Below are 15942 nucleotides of genomic sequence, written 5' to 3'. Positions count from 1 at the left end.
GCGATCATTCACGATCTCTCACGCTACGGAGCCGGCACCCCATGAGCGACATCGTCAACGGACTTGGCCGGGCCACCGCCTACGGCGCACTCGGACTGGTCCTGCTGGTCCTCGGCATCGTGCTGGTCGACGTGCTGACGCCCGGAAAGCTCGGCCGGCAGATCTGGCAGGAGCGCAACCGCAACGCCTCCGTCGTGCTCAGCTCCTCGCTGCTCGGTATCGGCGGGATCGTGTTCACCTCGATCTGGACGACGTACGACGACTTCGGCAAGGGACTGGTGTCGACCGCGGCGTTCGGGGTGCTGGGGCTGGTGATGATGGCCGTGGCCTTCCTGGTGGTGGATCTCATCACGCCGGGCCGTCTGGGTGCGACGCTGGTGGAGCCGGAACCGCACCCGGCGGTCTGGGTGACCGCGTCCTGCAATCTCGCGGTGTCGGCCATCGTCTCGGCGTCGATCGCCTGACGCGCCACGGCGGGCTTCCCCTCTCCGGGAAGCCCGCCGACGGGTTCAGGAGCCTATGGCGCAGGTGGGAGACCACTGGCGCCGTCGAACCGCCGGTGGCGGTGAAGCCGTCGTCCTGTGTACCGGGAGCGCCGCCCGTGTCACTGTCGGTGCCACCACCGTTGTCACCCGTGGGAGCACCCTCAAGGAGGAATGCGTCCGGGGCATGACAACACTGTGGGCGACCGCGTACGAGGTTGACTCTGTCCGAGCAAGGGCGAACACCCGAAACCTTCGGAGCCCTGACGGAAGCCCTGCCGCGGTGGACGCCAGGGCACGGATCCGGTCGTCGGCGCCACGGGTGCCGTGACGGGCGAGGGAACCGAAGAGCGTCAGCGTCTCCGGGGCGGCCCCGCCGCCGTTCACGCCACCCGGAAGCGCTCCGGTACGGCGCCGGGCACCGGCTGGGGCCGGGTGCGCGCGGCCGTCTGCTCGGCGCGGGCGGCTGACGGGACACGGTCGGCGGGACGGACCCGGTACGTCGTGCGGTTGGGGTCCACGACGGGCTCGCCCAGGGTGATCCGGCCTGCCGCCCGCAGTTCGTCGCAGTCGGCCGTGGGCAGCGCGGCGTAGCAGCCCCCGGTGCCGGTGGCGGAGTCCAGGGGGCGCCAGTAGCTGTATCTGCGGCGGCCGTTCGCGTACACCGTGACATACGTGGGGGTGCGGGGGTCGGCGATGACGCGCAGCGCCTCGGCGGCGGCACCCACCGGGCGGCCGGCGGGCACCGGGCCGGCGCCTTCACGCGAGTACCGGCGGCGCGCCGTCGGCAGGGCGACGAGGGACCTCGAGCGGTCGACGGTGGAGAGCATCAGCAGGACCTTTCCGGAGCCGGACACGAGACCGTCTACCCAGCACCGCGCCGGAGTTGATCTCCTTTTCTGATCATTGTGCAACCTCACACTGACAACTCGGGAAGGATTCGGCCGGTTCCCGTGTCGGCGTGTCGCGTACCCGGGCCCGCACACGGATCCGGGCCAGCCTGCGACGGCCGGCCCGGATCAGCGCAACGGAGGACTCAGACGAGGTCGAACCGGTCCAGGTTCATGACCTTGTCCCACGCCTTGACGAAGTCCGTCACGAACTTCTCCCCGGCGTCGTCGCTCGCGTAGACCTCGGCGAGTGCGCGCAGTTCGGAGTTCGATCCGAACACCAGGTCGGCACGGGTGCCGGTCCACCTGACCTCTCCGGTGGCCGCGTCGCGGCCCTCGAACGTGGCCCGGTCCTCGGACGTCGCCTTCCACGTGGTGCCCATGTCGAGCAGGTTGACGAAGAAGTCGTTCGTCAGGGTGCCGGGGGCGTCGGTGAGAACACCGAGCGACGACTGCTGGTGGTTGGCGCCCAGGACGCGCAGACCGCCGACGAGTACGGTCATCTCGGGGGCACTCAGGGTCAGCAGGTTGGCCTTGTCCAGCAGCAGGAACTCGGCCGGCAGCCGGTTGCTCTTGCCCTGGTAGTTGCGGAAGCCGTCGGCGGTCGGCTCGAGGGCGGAGAACGACTCCGTGTCCGTCTGCTCCTGCGAGGCGTCCACGCGGCCCGGAGTGAAGGGCACCTCGATGTCGAAGCCGCCGTCCTTGGCGGCCTTCTCGACGGCCGCGGCGCCGGCCAGCACGATCAGGTCGGCGAGCGAGACCCCCTTGCCGCCGGTCTGCGCCGAGTTGAAGGACTCCTGGATGCCCTCCAGCGTGCGCAGCACCGTCGCCAGCCGGTCGGGGTCGTTGGCCTCCCAGCCGCGCTGCGGCTCCAGGCGGATGCGCGCGCCGTCGGCGCCGCCGCGCTTGTCGCTGCCGCGGAAGGACGAGGCCGACGCCCACGCCGTCGACACCAGCTCGGACACCGACAGGCCCGAGGCCAGGACGCGCTCCTTGAGGCCGGCGATGTCCGCGGCGTCGATGAGGTCGTACGTCCGCTCGGGAAGCGGGTCCTGCCACAGCAGCGTCTCGGCGGGCACCTCCGGGCCGAGGTAGAGCGACTTCGGTCCCATGTCGCGGTGGGTCAGCTTGAACCAGGCGCGGGCGAAGGCGTCCGCGAACTGGTCCGGGTTCTCCAGGAAACGCCGGGAGATCGGGCCGTAGACGGGGTCGAAGCGGAGGGCGAGGTCCGTCGTCAGCATGGTCGGCTGGTGGCTCTTCGCCGGGTCGTGGGCGTCGGGCACGGTGCCCGCCCCGGCGCCGTCCTTCGGCCGCCACTGGTGGGCGCCCGCGGGGCTCTTGAACAGCTCCCACTCGTAGCCGAAGAGGATCTCGAAGAAGCTGTTGTCCCAGGTGGTCGGCGTGTTGGTCCAGGTCACCTCGAGACCACTGGTGATCGTGTCGGCGCCCTTTCCGGTGCCGAAGGTGTTCCTCCAGCCGAGACCCTGCTCCTCCAGGCCGGCGGCCTCCGGGTCGTCGCCGACGTGATCGGCCGGGCCCGCGCCGTGGGTCTTGCCGAAGGTGTGGCCGCCGGCGATCAGGGCGACCGTCTCCTCGTCGTTCATCGCCATCCGGCGGAACGTCTCGCGGATGTCGCGGGCCGAGGCGATCGGGTCCGGATTGCCGCCCGGGCCCTCGGGGTTGACGTAGATGAGGCCCATCTGGACCGCGCCGAGCGGATTCTCCAGTTCCCGGTCGCCGGTGTAGCGCTCGTCGCCGAGCCAGGTGGACTCGGGACCCCAGTAGACGTCCTCCTCCGGCTCCCAGACGTCGACGCGGCCACCGGCGAAGCCGAAGGTCGTGAAGCCCATCGTCTCCAGGGCGACGTTGCCGGAGAGGATCAGCAGGTCGGCCCAGGACAGGCTCTTGCCGTATTTCTTCTTGACGGGCCACAGCAGCCGGCGGGCCTTGTCGAGGTTGGCGTTGTCCGGCCAGCTGTTGAGCGGGGCGAAGCGCTGCTGGCCGGCTCCGGCGCCGCCGCGGCCGTCGCTGATGCGGTAGGTGCCCGCGCTGTGCCAGGCCATGCGGACGACGAGCGGGCCGTAGTGCCCGAAGTCGGCCGGCCACCACTCCTGGGAGGTGGTCAGCACCTCGGCGATGTCCCGCTTCACCGCCGGGAGGTCGAGGGCCTGGAACGCCTCGGCGTAGTCGAAGTCCTCACCGAGGGGGTTCGCCACGGCCGGGTTCTTGGCGAGGATCTTCAGGTTGAGGCGCTCGGGCCACCACTGGTGGTTCCCGCCGCCCTGGGTGGGGTGCGGGGCGCGTCCGTGCGCGACCGGGCAGCCGCCCTCCCCCTCCGCCTTGGGTTCGGTGACGATCGCGTCATGGTTGTCGGTCATGGGAGTCCTTCCGGGCGAAAAGGTTCGCGCAGTTCAGGTACTGCGGGAGCTGGAACAGCCGGGGCACAGGCCCCAGTAGACGACCTCGGCCTCGTCGATCACGAAGCCGTGGGCGTCGGACGCGGTCAGACAGGGCACGTCACCGACCGCGCAGTCGACGTCGGCGACGGCACCGCAGGAACGGCACACCAGATGGTGGTGGTTGTCCCCGACGCGGCCCTCGTAGCGGGCGGGACCGCCGGCGGGTGCGATGCGGCGCACAAGACCCGCCCCGGTGAGCGCGTGGAGTGCCTCGTACACCGCCTGCAGGGAGACGTGTCCGGTCCGCCGGCGCACCTCGGAGGCGATCGCCTCGGCGTCGAGATGGCCGCCCCGGCGGACGGTGTCGAGGAGGGCGACGCGGGCCGCCGTCGCACGCAGGCCCGCACCGCGGAGCTCCTCGGCGGCGGTGGGCGGCCGGGATGAGGTCATGCGCCGAACCTAAGGCCCAGACGCGAATAATTCCAGAGAACGAAGACGTCCAGTTTTGGGGTGTGTCCGGTAACGGCGGGTGACTCCCGGGTTGCGTCGCGCCGCCCGCGCCCGACGCACGGCGGTGCCGGTCGTGAACGATCGGTCCGCCGGCACGCGGGGGTACGCCCGGCGGGGGACCCACCGAACACCAGCGCGGCCGGCCGGCCGTGCCGTCAGGGCGGTTACCGCCCTGACGACGGCGGGAGGGCGGGGTGGGCGCCGCAGCCGGGAAGGCCCCGTGACACAGGACGGCGCCAGGACGGCACCGGACGAGCAGGGCAGGCGGCGCGCAGGGCGATCAGGGCGGCGGATCGCTCGAGCCGCAGGGTTCTGCTTACGGCGGGCAGGCGAGGTCGCCCCCGGGCAGCCGTTCCGCCGGCCGGCTCCGGCCCGCATCGGGGTGGCGGTCGGTGCCGGGGCGGGTCCTGACCTCCAGGACCGGGCGAGCCGGGCGTCGTGGAGCAGTGCCGGCTGGTCGCCGGCCGGCTCGCGGGCATCATCGTCAGTCTGCTCACGCTGTCCGGCTACTACAACGTCGCACTGCGGGACTTCGGGCTGCTTCTGGGCGCGGTGGCGCTCACGCGCCTGGCCCAGCACTACCACCGGGGCGGCACCGGGTCCTGACGAGCGGTCAGTGCGGTCAGTACAGCACGTTCAACGCTCCGGGCAGGACCCTGACCGAGACGGGGAGGACGGCGTCCACCTCCCCGTCGGTGCCGTAGGGGATCTCCCGGTGGGCCTCGATGCGGATCTCGCTTCCGCGCAGGATCCGCACCTGGGGCCGGCGGACGTGCGCGCCGGTCCTGAGCTCGTTCATCAGGGCGAAGAACATCCACCGGGGCGCCTTGTCGATCATGACGATGTCCAGCAGGCCGTCGTCCACGCGGGCGTCGGGGGCGATGATCCGGCCGGACCCGTAGAAGCCGGAGTTGGCGGCCACCACGGTGTAGCCGGTGTGCGAGTGTTCCCGGCCGTCGACGGTGACCCGGTAGCGGGCGGGCCGCCAGGTCGTGACGGCCCGCAGGCCGCCCGCGTAGTAGGAGGCCGAACCCCGCAGCACCCTGGACCGGTTGGCGTGACGGTTGGCGAGGGCATCCACACCGGCGTAGACACTGCCGAGGACGACGGTGCGGTCGTGCGTGGCCGAGACGACCTCGATGGTGTCCACCGGCCGTGACTCGCCGTGGAGCAGGAGGCGGGCCAGGGCGGCCGGGGCGGAGGGCAGCCCCAGCGCGCGGGCGAAGTCGTTGCCGCGGCCCGCGGGGACCAGGCCGAGCACGGCTCCGGTCCCGCTGAGGGCGCCGCCGACTCCGCCCGCGATGCCGTCACCGCCGACGGCGAGGACGACCCGCCCCTCGCCCCCGGCGGCGCGGGCCAGTTCCCGCGCGTGCGCCAGGCTGCGGCTGTACTCGGTCCGCAGGTCGGCTCCCTCCTCGCGCAGGTGCCGGGCCAGGGCGAGCAGTGCGGCCGCTCCGGCGGCCGCTCCCGCGGCGGGGTTGACGACGGCGGTGAACTGGCGCATCGGGTGCCTCCTGGCGGGCCGGCGGAAAGGGGGACGGGCGGGTGACCTGAAAGCGGTGCGGGTCAGTCGGCGGGCAGGAGGACCCCGGGGTTGAGCAGTCCGGCGGGATCCAGCGTCCGCTTCACCGCGCGCAGAGCGTCGATGCCCAGGGCGCCGGCCTCGCGGACGTACCAGTCGCGGTGGTCGGTGCCGACTCCGTGGTGGTGGCTGATCGTGCCGCCGGCGGCCAGGATCGCCTCGTTGGCGGCGTGCTTGGCGCGGTTCCAGTGCGCCACCGGGTCCTCGCCCTGGGCCGAGACCACGGTGAAGTAGAGCGACGCGCCGTTCTCGTAGACGTGGGAGATGTGGCACATCACCAGCGGCGGGGTGCCGGCCCCGGTGAGGGTGGCGGTGAGCGCGTCGCGGACGGCGGCGTACAGCGCGGGGACGCGGGACCAGAACGTCGCCGTCTCCAGCGTCTCCGCGAACGCCCCGGCGTCCAGGAGCGCGTCGCGCAGATACGGGGCGGAGTAACGGCCGTGGGCCCAGCGCCGGCCGGGTTCCTCGCCCAAGGGGGTGCCGCCGCAGGCGCGCAGGACGGCCGCGGCGCGCTCCCTGCGCTGCTCCGTGTCCTCGTCGGTGCCCTCGTACCCGGCGACGGCCGTGCAGCCCGTGGCCTGGTGGGTGCCGGAGCCGATCGCCGCCGGGTTGGCCAGCCCGACCAGGGTCTCGGTCTCGTCGGACAGGCGCAGGACGGTGGGGCGCGGTCCGTCCTGGGCGAGCCGGCGCAGCGCGGTGGTCCCCTCCTCGAAGGTGGGGAAGTGCCAGCCCTCGTAGACGCGGGCCCGGGGGACGGGGCGGATGCGGACGGTCACGGAGGTGATGACGCCGAACGCGCCCTCCGATCCGAGGACGAGCTGACGCAGGTCGGGTCCGGCGGCCGAGCGGGGGGCGCGACCGGTGTCGAGGGTGCCCTCGGGGGTGGCGAGGGTGAGGGACAGCACCATCTCGTCGAACCGGCCGTACCCGGCGGACGCCTGACCGCTGGAGCGGGTGGCGGCGAAGCCGCCGATGGTGGCCCACTCGTAGGACTGGGGGAAGTGGCCGAGGGTGTAGCCGTGTTCGGCGAGCAGCTCCTCGGCCCGAGGGGCGCGCAGGCCGGGCTGCAGGGTGGCGGTGCGGGAGACCGGGTCGAGGTCGAGCAGACCGTCCATGCGCCGCAGGTCCAGGGCGACGAAGACGCCGTGCGGTTCGGGCGCGAGGCCGCCGACGACGGAGGTGCCGCCGCCGAACGGCACCAGCGGCAGACCGTGTTCGGCGCACACCCGCAGGACGGCGAGCACCTCTTCGTGCCCGGAGGGCAGAAGCACGGCCGCGGGGACGGCGGCGACATCGCCCTCCCGGATGCGCAGCAGGTCGGGGGTGGACTTGCCGCGCGTGTGCCGGACACGGGTCTCCGCGTCGGTGCGTACATGGGCCTCGTCGCCCAGGGCCGCGGCCAGGGCACGGTGGGCGGCGGGCGGCAGCGGGCTCGCGGGGACGGCCAGGTCCTCGAGGGCCACGGGCGCGGCCTCGCGCGGCTTGACCCCGAGCAGATCGCGCAACAGCCCGATCACCGTGTCGGGCAGCGGCGTCGCCTCGGCCGGGTCGCCCCAGCCGCTCCACAGCATGTCCATGGCTGTCGTCCTCACGGGTCGGAAACGAGCGATGCCGTCGACCGACGGCGTCACGTGGCGTTACACTGTGACACATGACGCCTATTCGTCACAACGCTTCCGGCGGTCCGGACAACGACGCGGTGCTCGACGCGGTGCGGGACTGCGTCCTGGCCGTCGGGGTCCGCCGCACCACGCTCACCGACGTGGCCCGCCGCGCCGGGGTCTCCCGGATGACGCTGTACCGGCGGTGGCCCGACGTCCGGTCACTGGTCGGCGACCTGATGACCCGGGAGTGGATCGCGGTGGCCACCGGAGCCATCCCCGAGCGGCGTCCCGGGGTGCCCGTCCGCGAGCTGCTCACCGAGGGCCTGGTGGCCGCGGTACGGGCCTTCGGCGCCCATCCGCTGTTCCGGAAGATCCTCGACGTGGACCCCGAACTGCTCCTGCCCTATGTGCTGGACCGCCGCGGAGCCAGCCAGGAGGCTCTGCTGGAACTCCTGTCCGGCTCCCTGCGCGAGGGGCACGCCGACGGCTCGGTGCGCACCGCCCACCTGGAACGGCAGGCCCGGTCGGTACTGCTGATCGTGCAGTCCTTCACCCTGTCCCTGCGCACGATGACCGACGAGGACGACCCCGAGCTCGCCGCCGAGGCCTTCCTCGGCGAACTGCGCGGCATTCTGGAGAGGACCCTCACCCCATGACCGCTCCCGGCGCCCGCGCCCGCGACTCCTCCCTCTCCGCCGCCCGCCGCGCCCGCGAACTGACCGACTCCCTGGGCGGACGCACCGTCGACGTGCTGGTCGTCGGTCTCGGGGCCACCGGTGCGGGGGCCGCGCTGGACGCGGCCGCCCGCGGGCTGGGCGTCGTCGCCGTCGACGCCCACGACCTGGCCTTCGGCACCTCCCGCTTCAGCAGCAAACTCATCCACGGAGGGCTGCGCTACCTCGCTTCCGGCCGGCTCGACGTGGCCCACGAGAGCGCGGTCGAGCGCGGGGTGCTGATGGAGCGCACCGCGCCCCACCTGGTGCAGCCCCAGCCGTTCGTGCTGCCCCTCACCCCGCTCGTCTCCCGCGGGCAGGCCGCCCTGGCGCGGGCCGGTTTCCACGCCGGTGACACCCTGCGTCTGGCCGCCCGCACGGCCCGGGCCACGCTGCCCGCGCCGCGCCGCCTCAGCGCGGTGGAGACCCGCCATCTCGCGCCCGCCCTGCGGCGCGACGGACTGCGCGGCGGTCTGCTGTCCTGGGACGGGCGGCTCACCGACGACGCCCGTCTGGTGACCGCGCTCGCCCGGACGGCCGCCGCGCGCGGGGCCCGCGTCCTCACCCGCGTCCGGGCCCTGGAGCTGACCTCGACGGGCGCCCGGGTCCGGGAGGAACTCACCGGCGAGGAGGGCGAGATCCGCGCCCGCGCGGTGATCAACGCGTCCGGCGTCTGGGCGGGCGGCCTCGTCGACGGCGTACGGATACGTCCCTCGCGCGGCACCCACCTCGTGCTGCGTCCCGAGACCCTCGGACCGCTGACCGCCGGCCTGCACATCCCGATCCCCGGGGAGAGCAACCGTTTCGTCCTCGTCCTGCCCCAGGACGACGGCCGGGTCTACGTCGGCCTCACCGACGAGCCCGTGGAGGGGGACGTCCCCGACGTCCCCGAGGCCCCGGAGACCGACATCGGGTTCCTTCTCGACGTGCTGTGCTCCGTACTGCGCGTCCCGGTCCACCGCGCCGACGTGGTGGGCGCCTTCGCGGGGCTGCGTCCCCTGCTGGACACGGCCGCGGACCGCCCGGGCGCCGAGGCGAGGACGGCCGACCTCTCCCGCCGGCACGCGGTGCTCACCTCCTCGGAGGGCGTCGTCACCGTCGTGGGCGGCAAGCTCACCACCTACCGGCGGATGGCCGAGGACGCCGTCGACGCCGCGGTCCGCCTCCGCGGACTGGAAGCGGGCCCGTCCCCCACGGCGTCCCTGCCCCTGGTGGGCGCCGCCGCACCGCACGTCCTCGCCGCCCTGCCCGCGCCCCGCCGGCTCGTCCGGCTCTACGGCACCGAGGCACCGGCCGTGCAGGCGCTCACCGCGCGCGATCCCCGGCTGGCCGAGCCGGTGCTGCCCGGGTATCCGGTCACCGGAGCCGAACTCCTGTGGGCCGTGCGGCACGAGGGAGCCCTCGACGAAGAGGACGTCCTGGACCGCCGCACTCGGATCGGGCTCGTCCCCGCCGACCGGACGACGGCACTGGACGCGGTACGCGCCCTGCTGGCCGAGGACCTTCCGCGCAGCGGCCGCCGCCCCGTGTGACCGGACTCCTGCCCGCCGCCGTCACCCGGCCGGCGGCGAGCGGGCCCAGCCCTTCCGGAACGGGCGCCGCCCACGGGGGGCGCCGTTCAGTCCCCCTCCGGTGTCTCCTCCGCCGCCGCGCTCCGCTGAACACCGAGGTGGGGCAGGTCCAGATGCCGGAGTCCGGCCCCGGTGGACGGCTCGCACGGGCGGCTGCCGTCTCCTCCCGGTCCACGGTCGTTCCGGTGAGCAGGCGGTCACACGCCTGCGGGGTCCGTGCCGCGCGCGGGGCGGGGACCAGTCGGTCGTCCGGGGGTGGGGGGCGGCGAGCGGACCGGCCGGCAGGGGCCCGGCGAGCGCGGTGAGCATGCCGGCGTCCGGTTCGGCGACGGCGCGCGCACCCTCCTCGGGCGGCAGCAGCGACGCCGCCCACCGGAGCATGCCCAGGTGGCAGACCGCCCGCCCCTGCTGCCGGTTTCCCCCGTCCAGGCAGCGCACCGCCGCCGGGGGCGGTCGTCTCAACCGCCGTGGACGGTGACCTCGTGCAGCGAGTAGCCCCACTGGGTCCCGCGTTTCAGGCCGGCGATGCGTACATGGCGTGCCTCGACAGGGGTGAACTCGGCGGTGTCCAGCCCGCCGTCGCCGGAGGTGGTGGACCAGGCGGTGCGCCAGTCCGTGCCGTCGGTGGAGAGCTCGACGCGGTACGAAGTGCCGTACGCGCGTTCCCAGTCCAGGGTGACCCGCCCGACCCGGTGGGTGGCACCGAGGTCGATGCCGAGCCACTGGTCGTCGCTCCAGTCGCTGGCCCAGCGGGTGCCCGCGTCACCGTCCACGGCACGACCGGGCGCATAGCTGGTGAACGGGTTCCACTCCGCCGAACTGGCGGTGGCGCGGGCGTTCCTGGCGAGGTTCGCCCCGGCCCGGTGCCGTTCGGAGGCCCCCCAGGTGTCGAGGTAGGACTCGGCGCCCCGGAAGAGGTCGTCCACCACGGCCTGCCCGCCGACGCGCCGGATGTCCTCGATCCAGTCCGGGACGAGGCCGTAGTGCGCGGCGCCGTCGGTGTTCAGGTCCCAGGTGCGCTCGCCGGTGGTCTGCCGGTCGAGGACGGACCCGCCGTCGACGCTGCGGAAGGGATAGGTGACGGGGTTCGGGGCGTCCGCCCCGCGCGGGGCCGGCCAGCCGCCGACACCGTTCATGTCCGTGCCGTAGCCGTAGCCCACCCCGTGCTCGTCGCGCAGTGACCGGGTGCGCTCCGCCTCCGCGACGAACTGCTCCGAGCCGTTCATGTACTGAGCGGCGAACCCGCCGAGGCCGTAGAGCCGTTCGGTCCAGTTCAGGTCCATCCAGCTGTGCGAGGAGAGAACGCCGGGGTACGACTCGGCCTCGAAGATGTCGAGGACCCTGCCGGTCGCCTTGACGCTCATGTGGTCGATCTCGAGCATCATGTTGCGTTGCATCATGCCGCGCACGGCGTACTCACCGAGTTCGGTGAGGCCGCGGACGTTGCACTGTGCGTCCTCGGCGTAGGACGGTACGGCCACGCCTTCCGGCAGTTCCTTCTCGGCCCGGGGCGCGGCGGCGAGACCGATGGGATTGTCGGCTTGCGGACCGGCGCACTTCTCGGTGCGCCAGAAGGTACCGGTGGACAGGAACTGCCCGACGTTGATCGCGGTGCCGAGCGCACCCGAGTCGAAGCGCACCCCGCACAGCGCGTTGTCGAACTTGTGGCACAGGAACATGCTGCGCACGCCCAGCGCGTACAACTCGTCGAGGCCGGCGTCGATGTCCGCCCGGTCGCACTGCGCGATGTCCAGGATCTGCTTGCACCCGAAGGGTTCGGAGGTCTCGACACCGAGCACGACCGCGAGTTTGCCCTGGGCGATGACGTCACGCGCCTGCGCGCTGTCGGTGACGATCCGGAACCAGCCCTTTCCCGGCCCGCCGTACATGCCGTCGATGTACACCTGCAGGTCGTACGTCAGCTTCGCCTGGAGCCGGATCGACGTCATCTCGTCGCAGCTCCGGTCCTTGAAGAAGTACACGGAGCAGATCACGCCGTTGGTGACGAGGTCGTTCACGAGCACCCGCTGACCGCCGCGCCAGGCCCGTTCGATCCAGGCGTAGTAGTTCTGCTGGTGGGTCAGCGAGTCGTGGGCGGGCCAGTCGGCGAAGGACGGCCAGCCGACCGGATCGTGTCTGCCGTCACCGCCGTTGGTGATGAAGTCGAAGACGGCGAGCGAACCGTCGGGGTAGTGCTCGGGGCAGTCCTTGAGCGCGTCCGCGATGCCCTTGCCGGAGAACGCCTTGCCGCAGATCAGCCGGCCCCCGAAGGCCTCGTTGGACATGATGTGGTTGTGCGCGTCGACGAACCCCCGTACCTCTCCGGCGGAATCGGTGCCCTTGAACGGTTCGCCGGTGACATTGATCCCGGAGTCCGGCACGGGCCGGGCGGCGGGATCCCACCAGTCCCGGTCGGCCGCGGAGCTGGGCGTGGGGACGAGGAGCGCGGCCAGCACGAGGAGGAGCAGCGTGACGAACCCGGCGTGTCGTCGTGTGCGATACGTGGTCATCGGGCACGGCCCTCCGTCAAGATGTGTCATGACCGGCAATTTGTCATGACCGGAACAAGCTCATGGGCCGAGGATCGCTACTGACCCGTAAGGCGTCAAGGGTGCGCGCGGCACCCGTCCGCTCTGTGCCTGTACGAGAAGACCTGCCGGGAGCCGGGCCGCGGAGGGCTACCGCTCGCCTCCGGTCTCGTAGTACAGCGAGATGGAGCGCAGGACGTCCGCGGAGGACACATCGGTGCGGCCCTCGTCGTGGATCTCGGCGAGCTGGACGAAGGCGAAGGTGAGCGCCGAGGTGATCTGCACGATGGCGGGGCCGAGCTTCTCGGTGACGATGTCCGCCACCTCGCGCGCGCTCGCGTCGGCCGGCAACTGGACGTGCGGCAGCATCTCCTCCAGGAGGGTGGCCACCGCACCGCTCCTGGCCACGTCGTCGTCCGGGTTCTCACGCAACCGCCGCCGCATCTCGAGGGCTTCGGTGAGGATGCCGACGCTCCGCTGCATGATCTCCCGCTGCTCCATGCCCACACCCTAGGGGCTGTCCGGCGACCGACCGGACGGGAACGGCCGCCGCGGTCCGCTCCGGCCGGCGCCGGCGAGCGTGCGACTGGCCCGGCCGCCCTCCCGCTGACTATCATCCTTTCCATAGATCAATGCGCATTCTGTCCCCCAGGGCGGCCAGCGCGCGTGCGTGTCCTCGCCCGAGTGAGTGATCCATGTCCCGCACCGGCTCCACGGACGACGGCGACGAGCTTCTGGTCAGGCTCGGGACGCTGACGGCTCAGGCACGGGCGCAGGCCGAGGTGCAGCGCTCCCGGGTGGAACTGGCCATCGCCCTCCAGCGCGGCATGCTGCCGCGCGGGCTCCCGGTCGCCGACGGTGTGCAGCTGGCCGTGCGGTACGTGCCCGCGTACCAGGGTCTCAACGTCGGCGGGGACTGGTACGACGCGTTCACCATGCCCGACGGCCGGATCGGACTGTCCATTGGCGACGTGCAGGGGCACAACATCGAGGCCGCCGCCTTCATGGGGCAGATCCGGGTCGGGCTGCGCGCGCTCGCCTCGGTGGACAGCGACCCGGGTGAGCTCCTCGCCCGGACGAACGAACTGCTGCTGTCACTGGGCTCCGGCCTGTTCGCCACCTGCACCTTCATGCGGCTCGACCCGGAGACCCGGCTGCTGGAGAGCGCCCGCGCCGGGCACCTGCCGTGCGTATGGGCCACCGCGGACGGCCGGTCCGGGGTGACCCAGGACGAGGGAGGCCCTCCGCTGGGAATCCAGTCCGGGGTGGTCTACCCCGTCACCCGGTACCGGCTCGACACCGGCGGGGTGTTCGTGATGCTCACCGACGGGGTCGTGGAAGGGCCGTCCATGCCGCTCGACGAAGGTCTCGAACAAGCGGCGCGCCTCGCGGGCATCGCGGCGGTCGCGCGCATGAGCGCGGACGCGTTGGCCGCCGCCCTGATCAAGGGCGCGGAGCAGGTGGGCCACGAGGACGACGCGGCCGTCCTGGTGATCGGGCACGACGGACCGGACGCTCATCCATAGAGCCGACAGCACCCGGTGCCCCGCCTCGCCGACACGGCCGCCTCGGTGTGTGATGGGTTGTGTGGTGGCTCGCAAGGATCTTCGTACACCGGCCGTCTTCGTGCTCGAGACTCTGGCCGTCGCCGTCTGCTACTACGCCGGTGGACGACTGGGGCTGCTGGGCGACCTGACCGTCGCCGGTGCGGTGGTCTCACCCATCTGGCCGCCGACCGGGGTGGCCGTCGCCTCTCTGCTGATCCTCGGGCTGCGCAGCTGGGTGGGAATCGCCCTGGGTGCGATGTTCGTCCTCATGTACCTCACCACGCTGAGCCCGGCCTCGGTCGGCGTCATCGCGGGCAACACCGCCGCGCCGGTGTGCGGGTACTTCCTGCTGCGCATGGTGGACTTCCGCAGCGATCTCAGCCGATTACGCGACTGTCTCACCCTGGTGTTCCTGGGCGCCTTCTCGGCCATGCTGATCAGCTCGTCGACCGGAGCGGGGCTGCTGGTCGCCACGGGCGACCTTCCGTGGAGGAGCTTCTGGGGGGTGTGGATGGCCTGGTGGGTGGGCGACGCGATGGGCGTGCTGCTCATCACCCCGGTGCTGCTCGTGCTCCTGCGGCTGCGGCCTCCCCTGCACTGGTCGAGGTGGAAGGAGGCGGTGGGGCTGACGGTGATGGCGGGCTTCCTCGTGCCGGTGGCCACGCGCGGTCCGGGGAGTCTGCTGTTCTCCGTCTATCCGCTGCTGATCTGGGCGGCGCTGCGGTTCCGGCTGCCCGGGAGCATGCTGTGCGCGCTGTTCGCCTCCGTCATGGCCACGATCGCGGCGACCGACCGCATCGGGCCGTTCGAGGGCCTGTCCGAGGTCGAGGTGATGGTCAATCTGCAGACCTTCAACGGGGCTCTGGCCCTGACCTCCCTGCTGCTGTCCGCGGTGATCACCGAGCAGCAGAACACGCGGCGGTCGGTGGAGCGGGCGTGCGACGAGCTGGTGGAGGTGCTGGAGCATCTGACGGCGGGGGAATCCGCGGCGGGGCGGTCACCGCCGGAAGGGGGCGGGCGGACACGGGACGCGGGCTGACGTCCTTCGACGCCGGCGCCGGAAGGGCTGATTCCAGCCCTTCCGGCGCCGGCGTCACTCGCTCAGGGAGTCGATGTCTCCCATCACCACCACCGGGTGCCTGGTGGGGTCGAGGGCGCGCAGGAGTTCCCTCATATGGTGCTTCTCCAGGCTGACGCAGCCCTGGGTGGGTCCCTGATGGTCGACGTGCAGCCAGATGCCGCCACCCCGGTCGGCACCGCGCGGACGCGTCAGGTCCAGCGGGGTGGTGCCCGGTTGGCGGTTGTAGTCGATGGCGACGACGTAGTCGAAGGAACCCTCCAGCGGCTCCCCCTCGAAGCCCGTGCCGCTGACGCTGAAGCCGTCCGACCGGTCGTACGGCATGGCGGTGCCGGGATCGGGCAGCAGTCCTCCGGCGTCGGTGAGGGTGTACACGCCGATCGGTGAGCGGAGGTCGCCCGCCCAGTGGTCGTCGGTCCACCCCCTGAGGGCGTTGCGGGCGGGCCACGCCGGTCCCGCCTCCCAGCCGGAGCCGGTGTGTTCGTAGAGCACGGCCTCGGAGCGGTTGGCGTCCCTGTCCCGGCCGGTGACCACGAGGACCTGACGGGCGTTCTGCGGAATCCACGCCAGCGTGCGGGGTCCGAGGCCGGGGAGCCGGGCCGGCGGCCGTGCCTCCGTTCCGGCGGCGGCCCGGCCCTGGGCGGGATCCGCGATGCCCGGGGGCCCGCCCGCCTGCGCGGTGGGCACCGGCGCGTCCGGCGTCCTGGTCCCGGTGCCCGCCCCGCACCCGGCCAGAGCCGCCAGAACCAGCAGGAGGACGGCCGTCAACGGCACACGGCCGTCCGCCCGGACGGGAACCGCGGCCCGGTGTCCGCCCCGGGCCGCGGCTCGGTGACGGGGACGGCGCGGGCAGTCGATCGATGCAGCCATGCCCTCAGCCTGACTTCGACCGGCCCGATTCGCCTCGGCTCCCCCGCGCGAGTCCGGGGAAGTCCCCCGTCTGCCCTGTCCCGGTACCGCGTCACCCGGCCCCGGGACACACCCTTACGAGTGACGGGCCCGCACCCCGGGTGGAGTACGGGCCCGCCGGACGGAGCA

The 15942-nt window shown here is 72.7% G+C and carries 14 protein-coding genes; 6 read left to right on the top strand and 8 right to left on the bottom strand.

Annotated elements, in window-relative coordinates:
- The first annotated feature begins 41 nt into the window (after positions 1–41).
- Complete coding sequence (locus ACIF9R_RS28625; protein WP_399985264.1) at positions 42–464, top strand: DUF350 domain-containing protein; 423 nt, start codon at positions 42–44, stop codon at positions 462–464.
- A gap of 401 nt (positions 465–865) precedes the next feature.
- Here ACIF9R_RS28625 and ACIF9R_RS28620 read toward each other — a convergent pair whose 3' ends face one another.
- From ACIF9R_RS28620 to ACIF9R_RS28610, 3 genes are all read right to left on the bottom strand, one after another.
- Positions 866–1339, bottom strand: coding sequence for a hypothetical protein (locus ACIF9R_RS28620; RefSeq protein WP_399985263.1), 474 nt, complete (start codon positions 1337–1339; stop codon positions 866–868).
- A 179-nt stretch (positions 1340–1518) separates the two neighbouring features.
- On the bottom strand, positions 1519–3750 hold the full coding sequence (gene katG / locus ACIF9R_RS28615) for a catalase/peroxidase HPI (RefSeq protein ID WP_399985262.1): 2232 nt from the start codon (positions 3748–3750) through the stop codon (positions 1519–1521).
- 33 nt (positions 3751–3783) lie between these two features.
- Positions 3784–4221 (bottom strand): Fur family transcriptional regulator, encoded by a 438-nt coding sequence (locus ACIF9R_RS28610; protein ID WP_399985261.1) that lies wholly within the window; start codon positions 4219–4221, stop codon positions 3784–3786.
- A 498-nt stretch (positions 4222–4719) separates the two neighbouring features.
- Here ACIF9R_RS28610 and ACIF9R_RS28605 point away from each other — a divergent pair, with 498 nt between their 5' ends.
- Positions 4720–4887, top strand: coding sequence for a hypothetical protein (locus ACIF9R_RS28605; protein ID WP_399985315.1), 168 nt, complete (start codon positions 4720–4722; stop codon positions 4885–4887).
- Between the two features lie 16 nt (positions 4888–4903).
- Here the strand turns inward: ACIF9R_RS28605 and ACIF9R_RS28600 are convergent, their stop codons facing one another.
- Both ACIF9R_RS28600 and ACIF9R_RS28595 read right to left on the bottom strand, forming a co-directional pair.
- Complete coding sequence (locus tag ACIF9R_RS28600; RefSeq protein ID WP_399985260.1) at positions 4904–5785, bottom strand: YegS/Rv2252/BmrU family lipid kinase; 882 nt, start codon at positions 5783–5785, stop codon at positions 4904–4906.
- A 62-nt stretch (positions 5786–5847) separates the two neighbouring features.
- Positions 5848–7440, bottom strand: coding sequence for an FAD-binding oxidoreductase (locus tag ACIF9R_RS28595; RefSeq protein WP_399985259.1), 1593 nt, complete (start codon positions 7438–7440; stop codon positions 5848–5850).
- Positions 7441–7514: 74 nt separating this feature from the next.
- On the opposite strand from ACIF9R_RS28595, the gene ACIF9R_RS28590 reads away from it, so the two are divergent.
- Positions 7515–8123 (top strand): TetR/AcrR family transcriptional regulator, encoded by a 609-nt coding sequence (locus tag ACIF9R_RS28590; protein ID WP_399985258.1) that lies wholly within the window; start codon positions 7515–7517, stop codon positions 8121–8123.
- The gene (locus ACIF9R_RS28585) at positions 8120–9712 is read left to right on the top strand and encodes a glycerol-3-phosphate dehydrogenase/oxidase (RefSeq protein WP_399985257.1); all 1593 of its coding nucleotides are present in this window, start codon (positions 8120–8122) and stop codon (positions 9710–9712) included. Before ACIF9R_RS28590 ends, ACIF9R_RS28585 begins: the two co-directional genes overlap by 4 nt.
- Positions 9713–10209: 497 nt before the next feature.
- Here the strand turns inward: ACIF9R_RS28585 and ACIF9R_RS28580 are convergent, their stop codons facing one another.
- Both ACIF9R_RS28580 and ACIF9R_RS28575 read right to left on the bottom strand, forming a co-directional pair.
- The gene (locus tag ACIF9R_RS28580; RefSeq protein WP_399985256.1) at positions 10210–12261 is read right to left on the bottom strand and encodes a discoidin domain-containing protein; all 2052 of its coding nucleotides are present in this window, start codon (positions 12259–12261) and stop codon (positions 10210–10212) included.
- Between the two features lie 168 nt (positions 12262–12429).
- Positions 12430–12780, bottom strand: coding sequence for a hypothetical protein (locus ACIF9R_RS28575; RefSeq protein ID WP_399985255.1), 351 nt, complete (start codon positions 12778–12780; stop codon positions 12430–12432).
- Between the two features lie 194 nt (positions 12781–12974).
- Here ACIF9R_RS28575 and ACIF9R_RS28570 point away from each other — a divergent pair, with 194 nt between their 5' ends.
- Positions 12975–13805: a PP2C family protein-serine/threonine phosphatase gene (locus ACIF9R_RS28570; RefSeq protein WP_399985254.1), complete on the top strand. Its 831-nt coding sequence runs from the start codon at positions 12975–12977 to the stop codon at positions 13803–13805.
- 52 nt (positions 13806–13857) lie between these two features.
- Positions 13858–14865 carry an MASE1 domain-containing protein gene (locus tag ACIF9R_RS28565; RefSeq protein ID WP_399985253.1) on the top strand — a complete coding sequence of 336 codons (1008 nt, stop codon included), beginning with the start codon at positions 13858–13860 and terminating at the stop codon, positions 14863–14865.
- Between the two features lie 54 nt (positions 14866–14919).
- On the opposite strand, the gene ACIF9R_RS28560 is transcribed toward ACIF9R_RS28565, so the two are convergent.
- A complete protein-coding gene (locus ACIF9R_RS28560) occupies positions 14920–15774 on the bottom strand; it encodes a L,D-transpeptidase family protein (protein WP_399985252.1) in 855 nt (284 codons plus the stop codon).
- Between the last annotated feature and the right edge of the window lie 168 nt (positions 15775–15942).

It is taken from the genome of Streptomyces sp. NPDC086080, from assembly GCF_044540255.1.
GTDB lineage: Bacteria > Actinomycetota > Actinomycetes > Streptomycetales > Streptomycetaceae > Streptomyces.
This window is presented reverse-complemented; position numbering and strand designations above follow the sequence as displayed.

Coding starts and splice junctions, on each gene's coding strand:
- ACIF9R_RS28585 (WP_399985257.1), top strand. CDS start 8,120: ATGACCGCTCCCGGCGCCCGCGCCCGCGACTCCTCCCTCTCCGCCGCC.
- ACIF9R_RS28570 (WP_399985254.1), top strand. CDS start 12,975: ATGTCCCGCACCGGCTCCACGGACGACGGCGACGAGCTTCTGGTCAGG.
- ACIF9R_RS28580 (WP_399985256.1), bottom strand. CDS start 12,261: ATGACCACGTATCGCACACGACGACACGCCGGGTTCGTCACGCTGCTC.
- katG (WP_399985262.1), bottom strand. CDS start 3,750: ATGACCGACAACCATGACGCGATCGTCACCGAACCCAAGGCGGAGGGG.
- ACIF9R_RS28590 (WP_399985258.1), top strand. CDS start 7,515: ATGACGCCTATTCGTCACAACGCTTCCGGCGGTCCGGACAACGACGCG.
- ACIF9R_RS28595 (WP_399985259.1), bottom strand. CDS start 7,440: ATGGACATGCTGTGGAGCGGCTGGGGCGACCCGGCCGAGGCGACGCCG.
- ACIF9R_RS28575 (WP_399985255.1), bottom strand. CDS start 12,780: ATGGAGCAGCGGGAGATCATGCAGCGGAGCGTCGGCATCCTCACCGAA.
- ACIF9R_RS28600 (WP_399985260.1), bottom strand. CDS start 5,785: ATGCGCCAGTTCACCGCCGTCGTCAACCCCGCCGCGGGAGCGGCCGCC.
- ACIF9R_RS28565 (WP_399985253.1), top strand. CDS start 13,858: ATGGGTTGTGTGGTGGCTCGCAAGGATCTTCGTACACCGGCCGTCTTC.
- ACIF9R_RS28625 (WP_399985264.1), top strand. CDS start 42: ATGAGCGACATCGTCAACGGACTTGGCCGGGCCACCGCCTACGGCGCA.
- ACIF9R_RS28610 (WP_399985261.1), bottom strand. CDS start 4,221: ATGACCTCATCCCGGCCGCCCACCGCCGCCGAGGAGCTCCGCGGTGCG.
- ACIF9R_RS28560 (WP_399985252.1), bottom strand. CDS start 15,774: ATGGCTGCATCGATCGACTGCCCGCGCCGTCCCCGTCACCGAGCCGCG.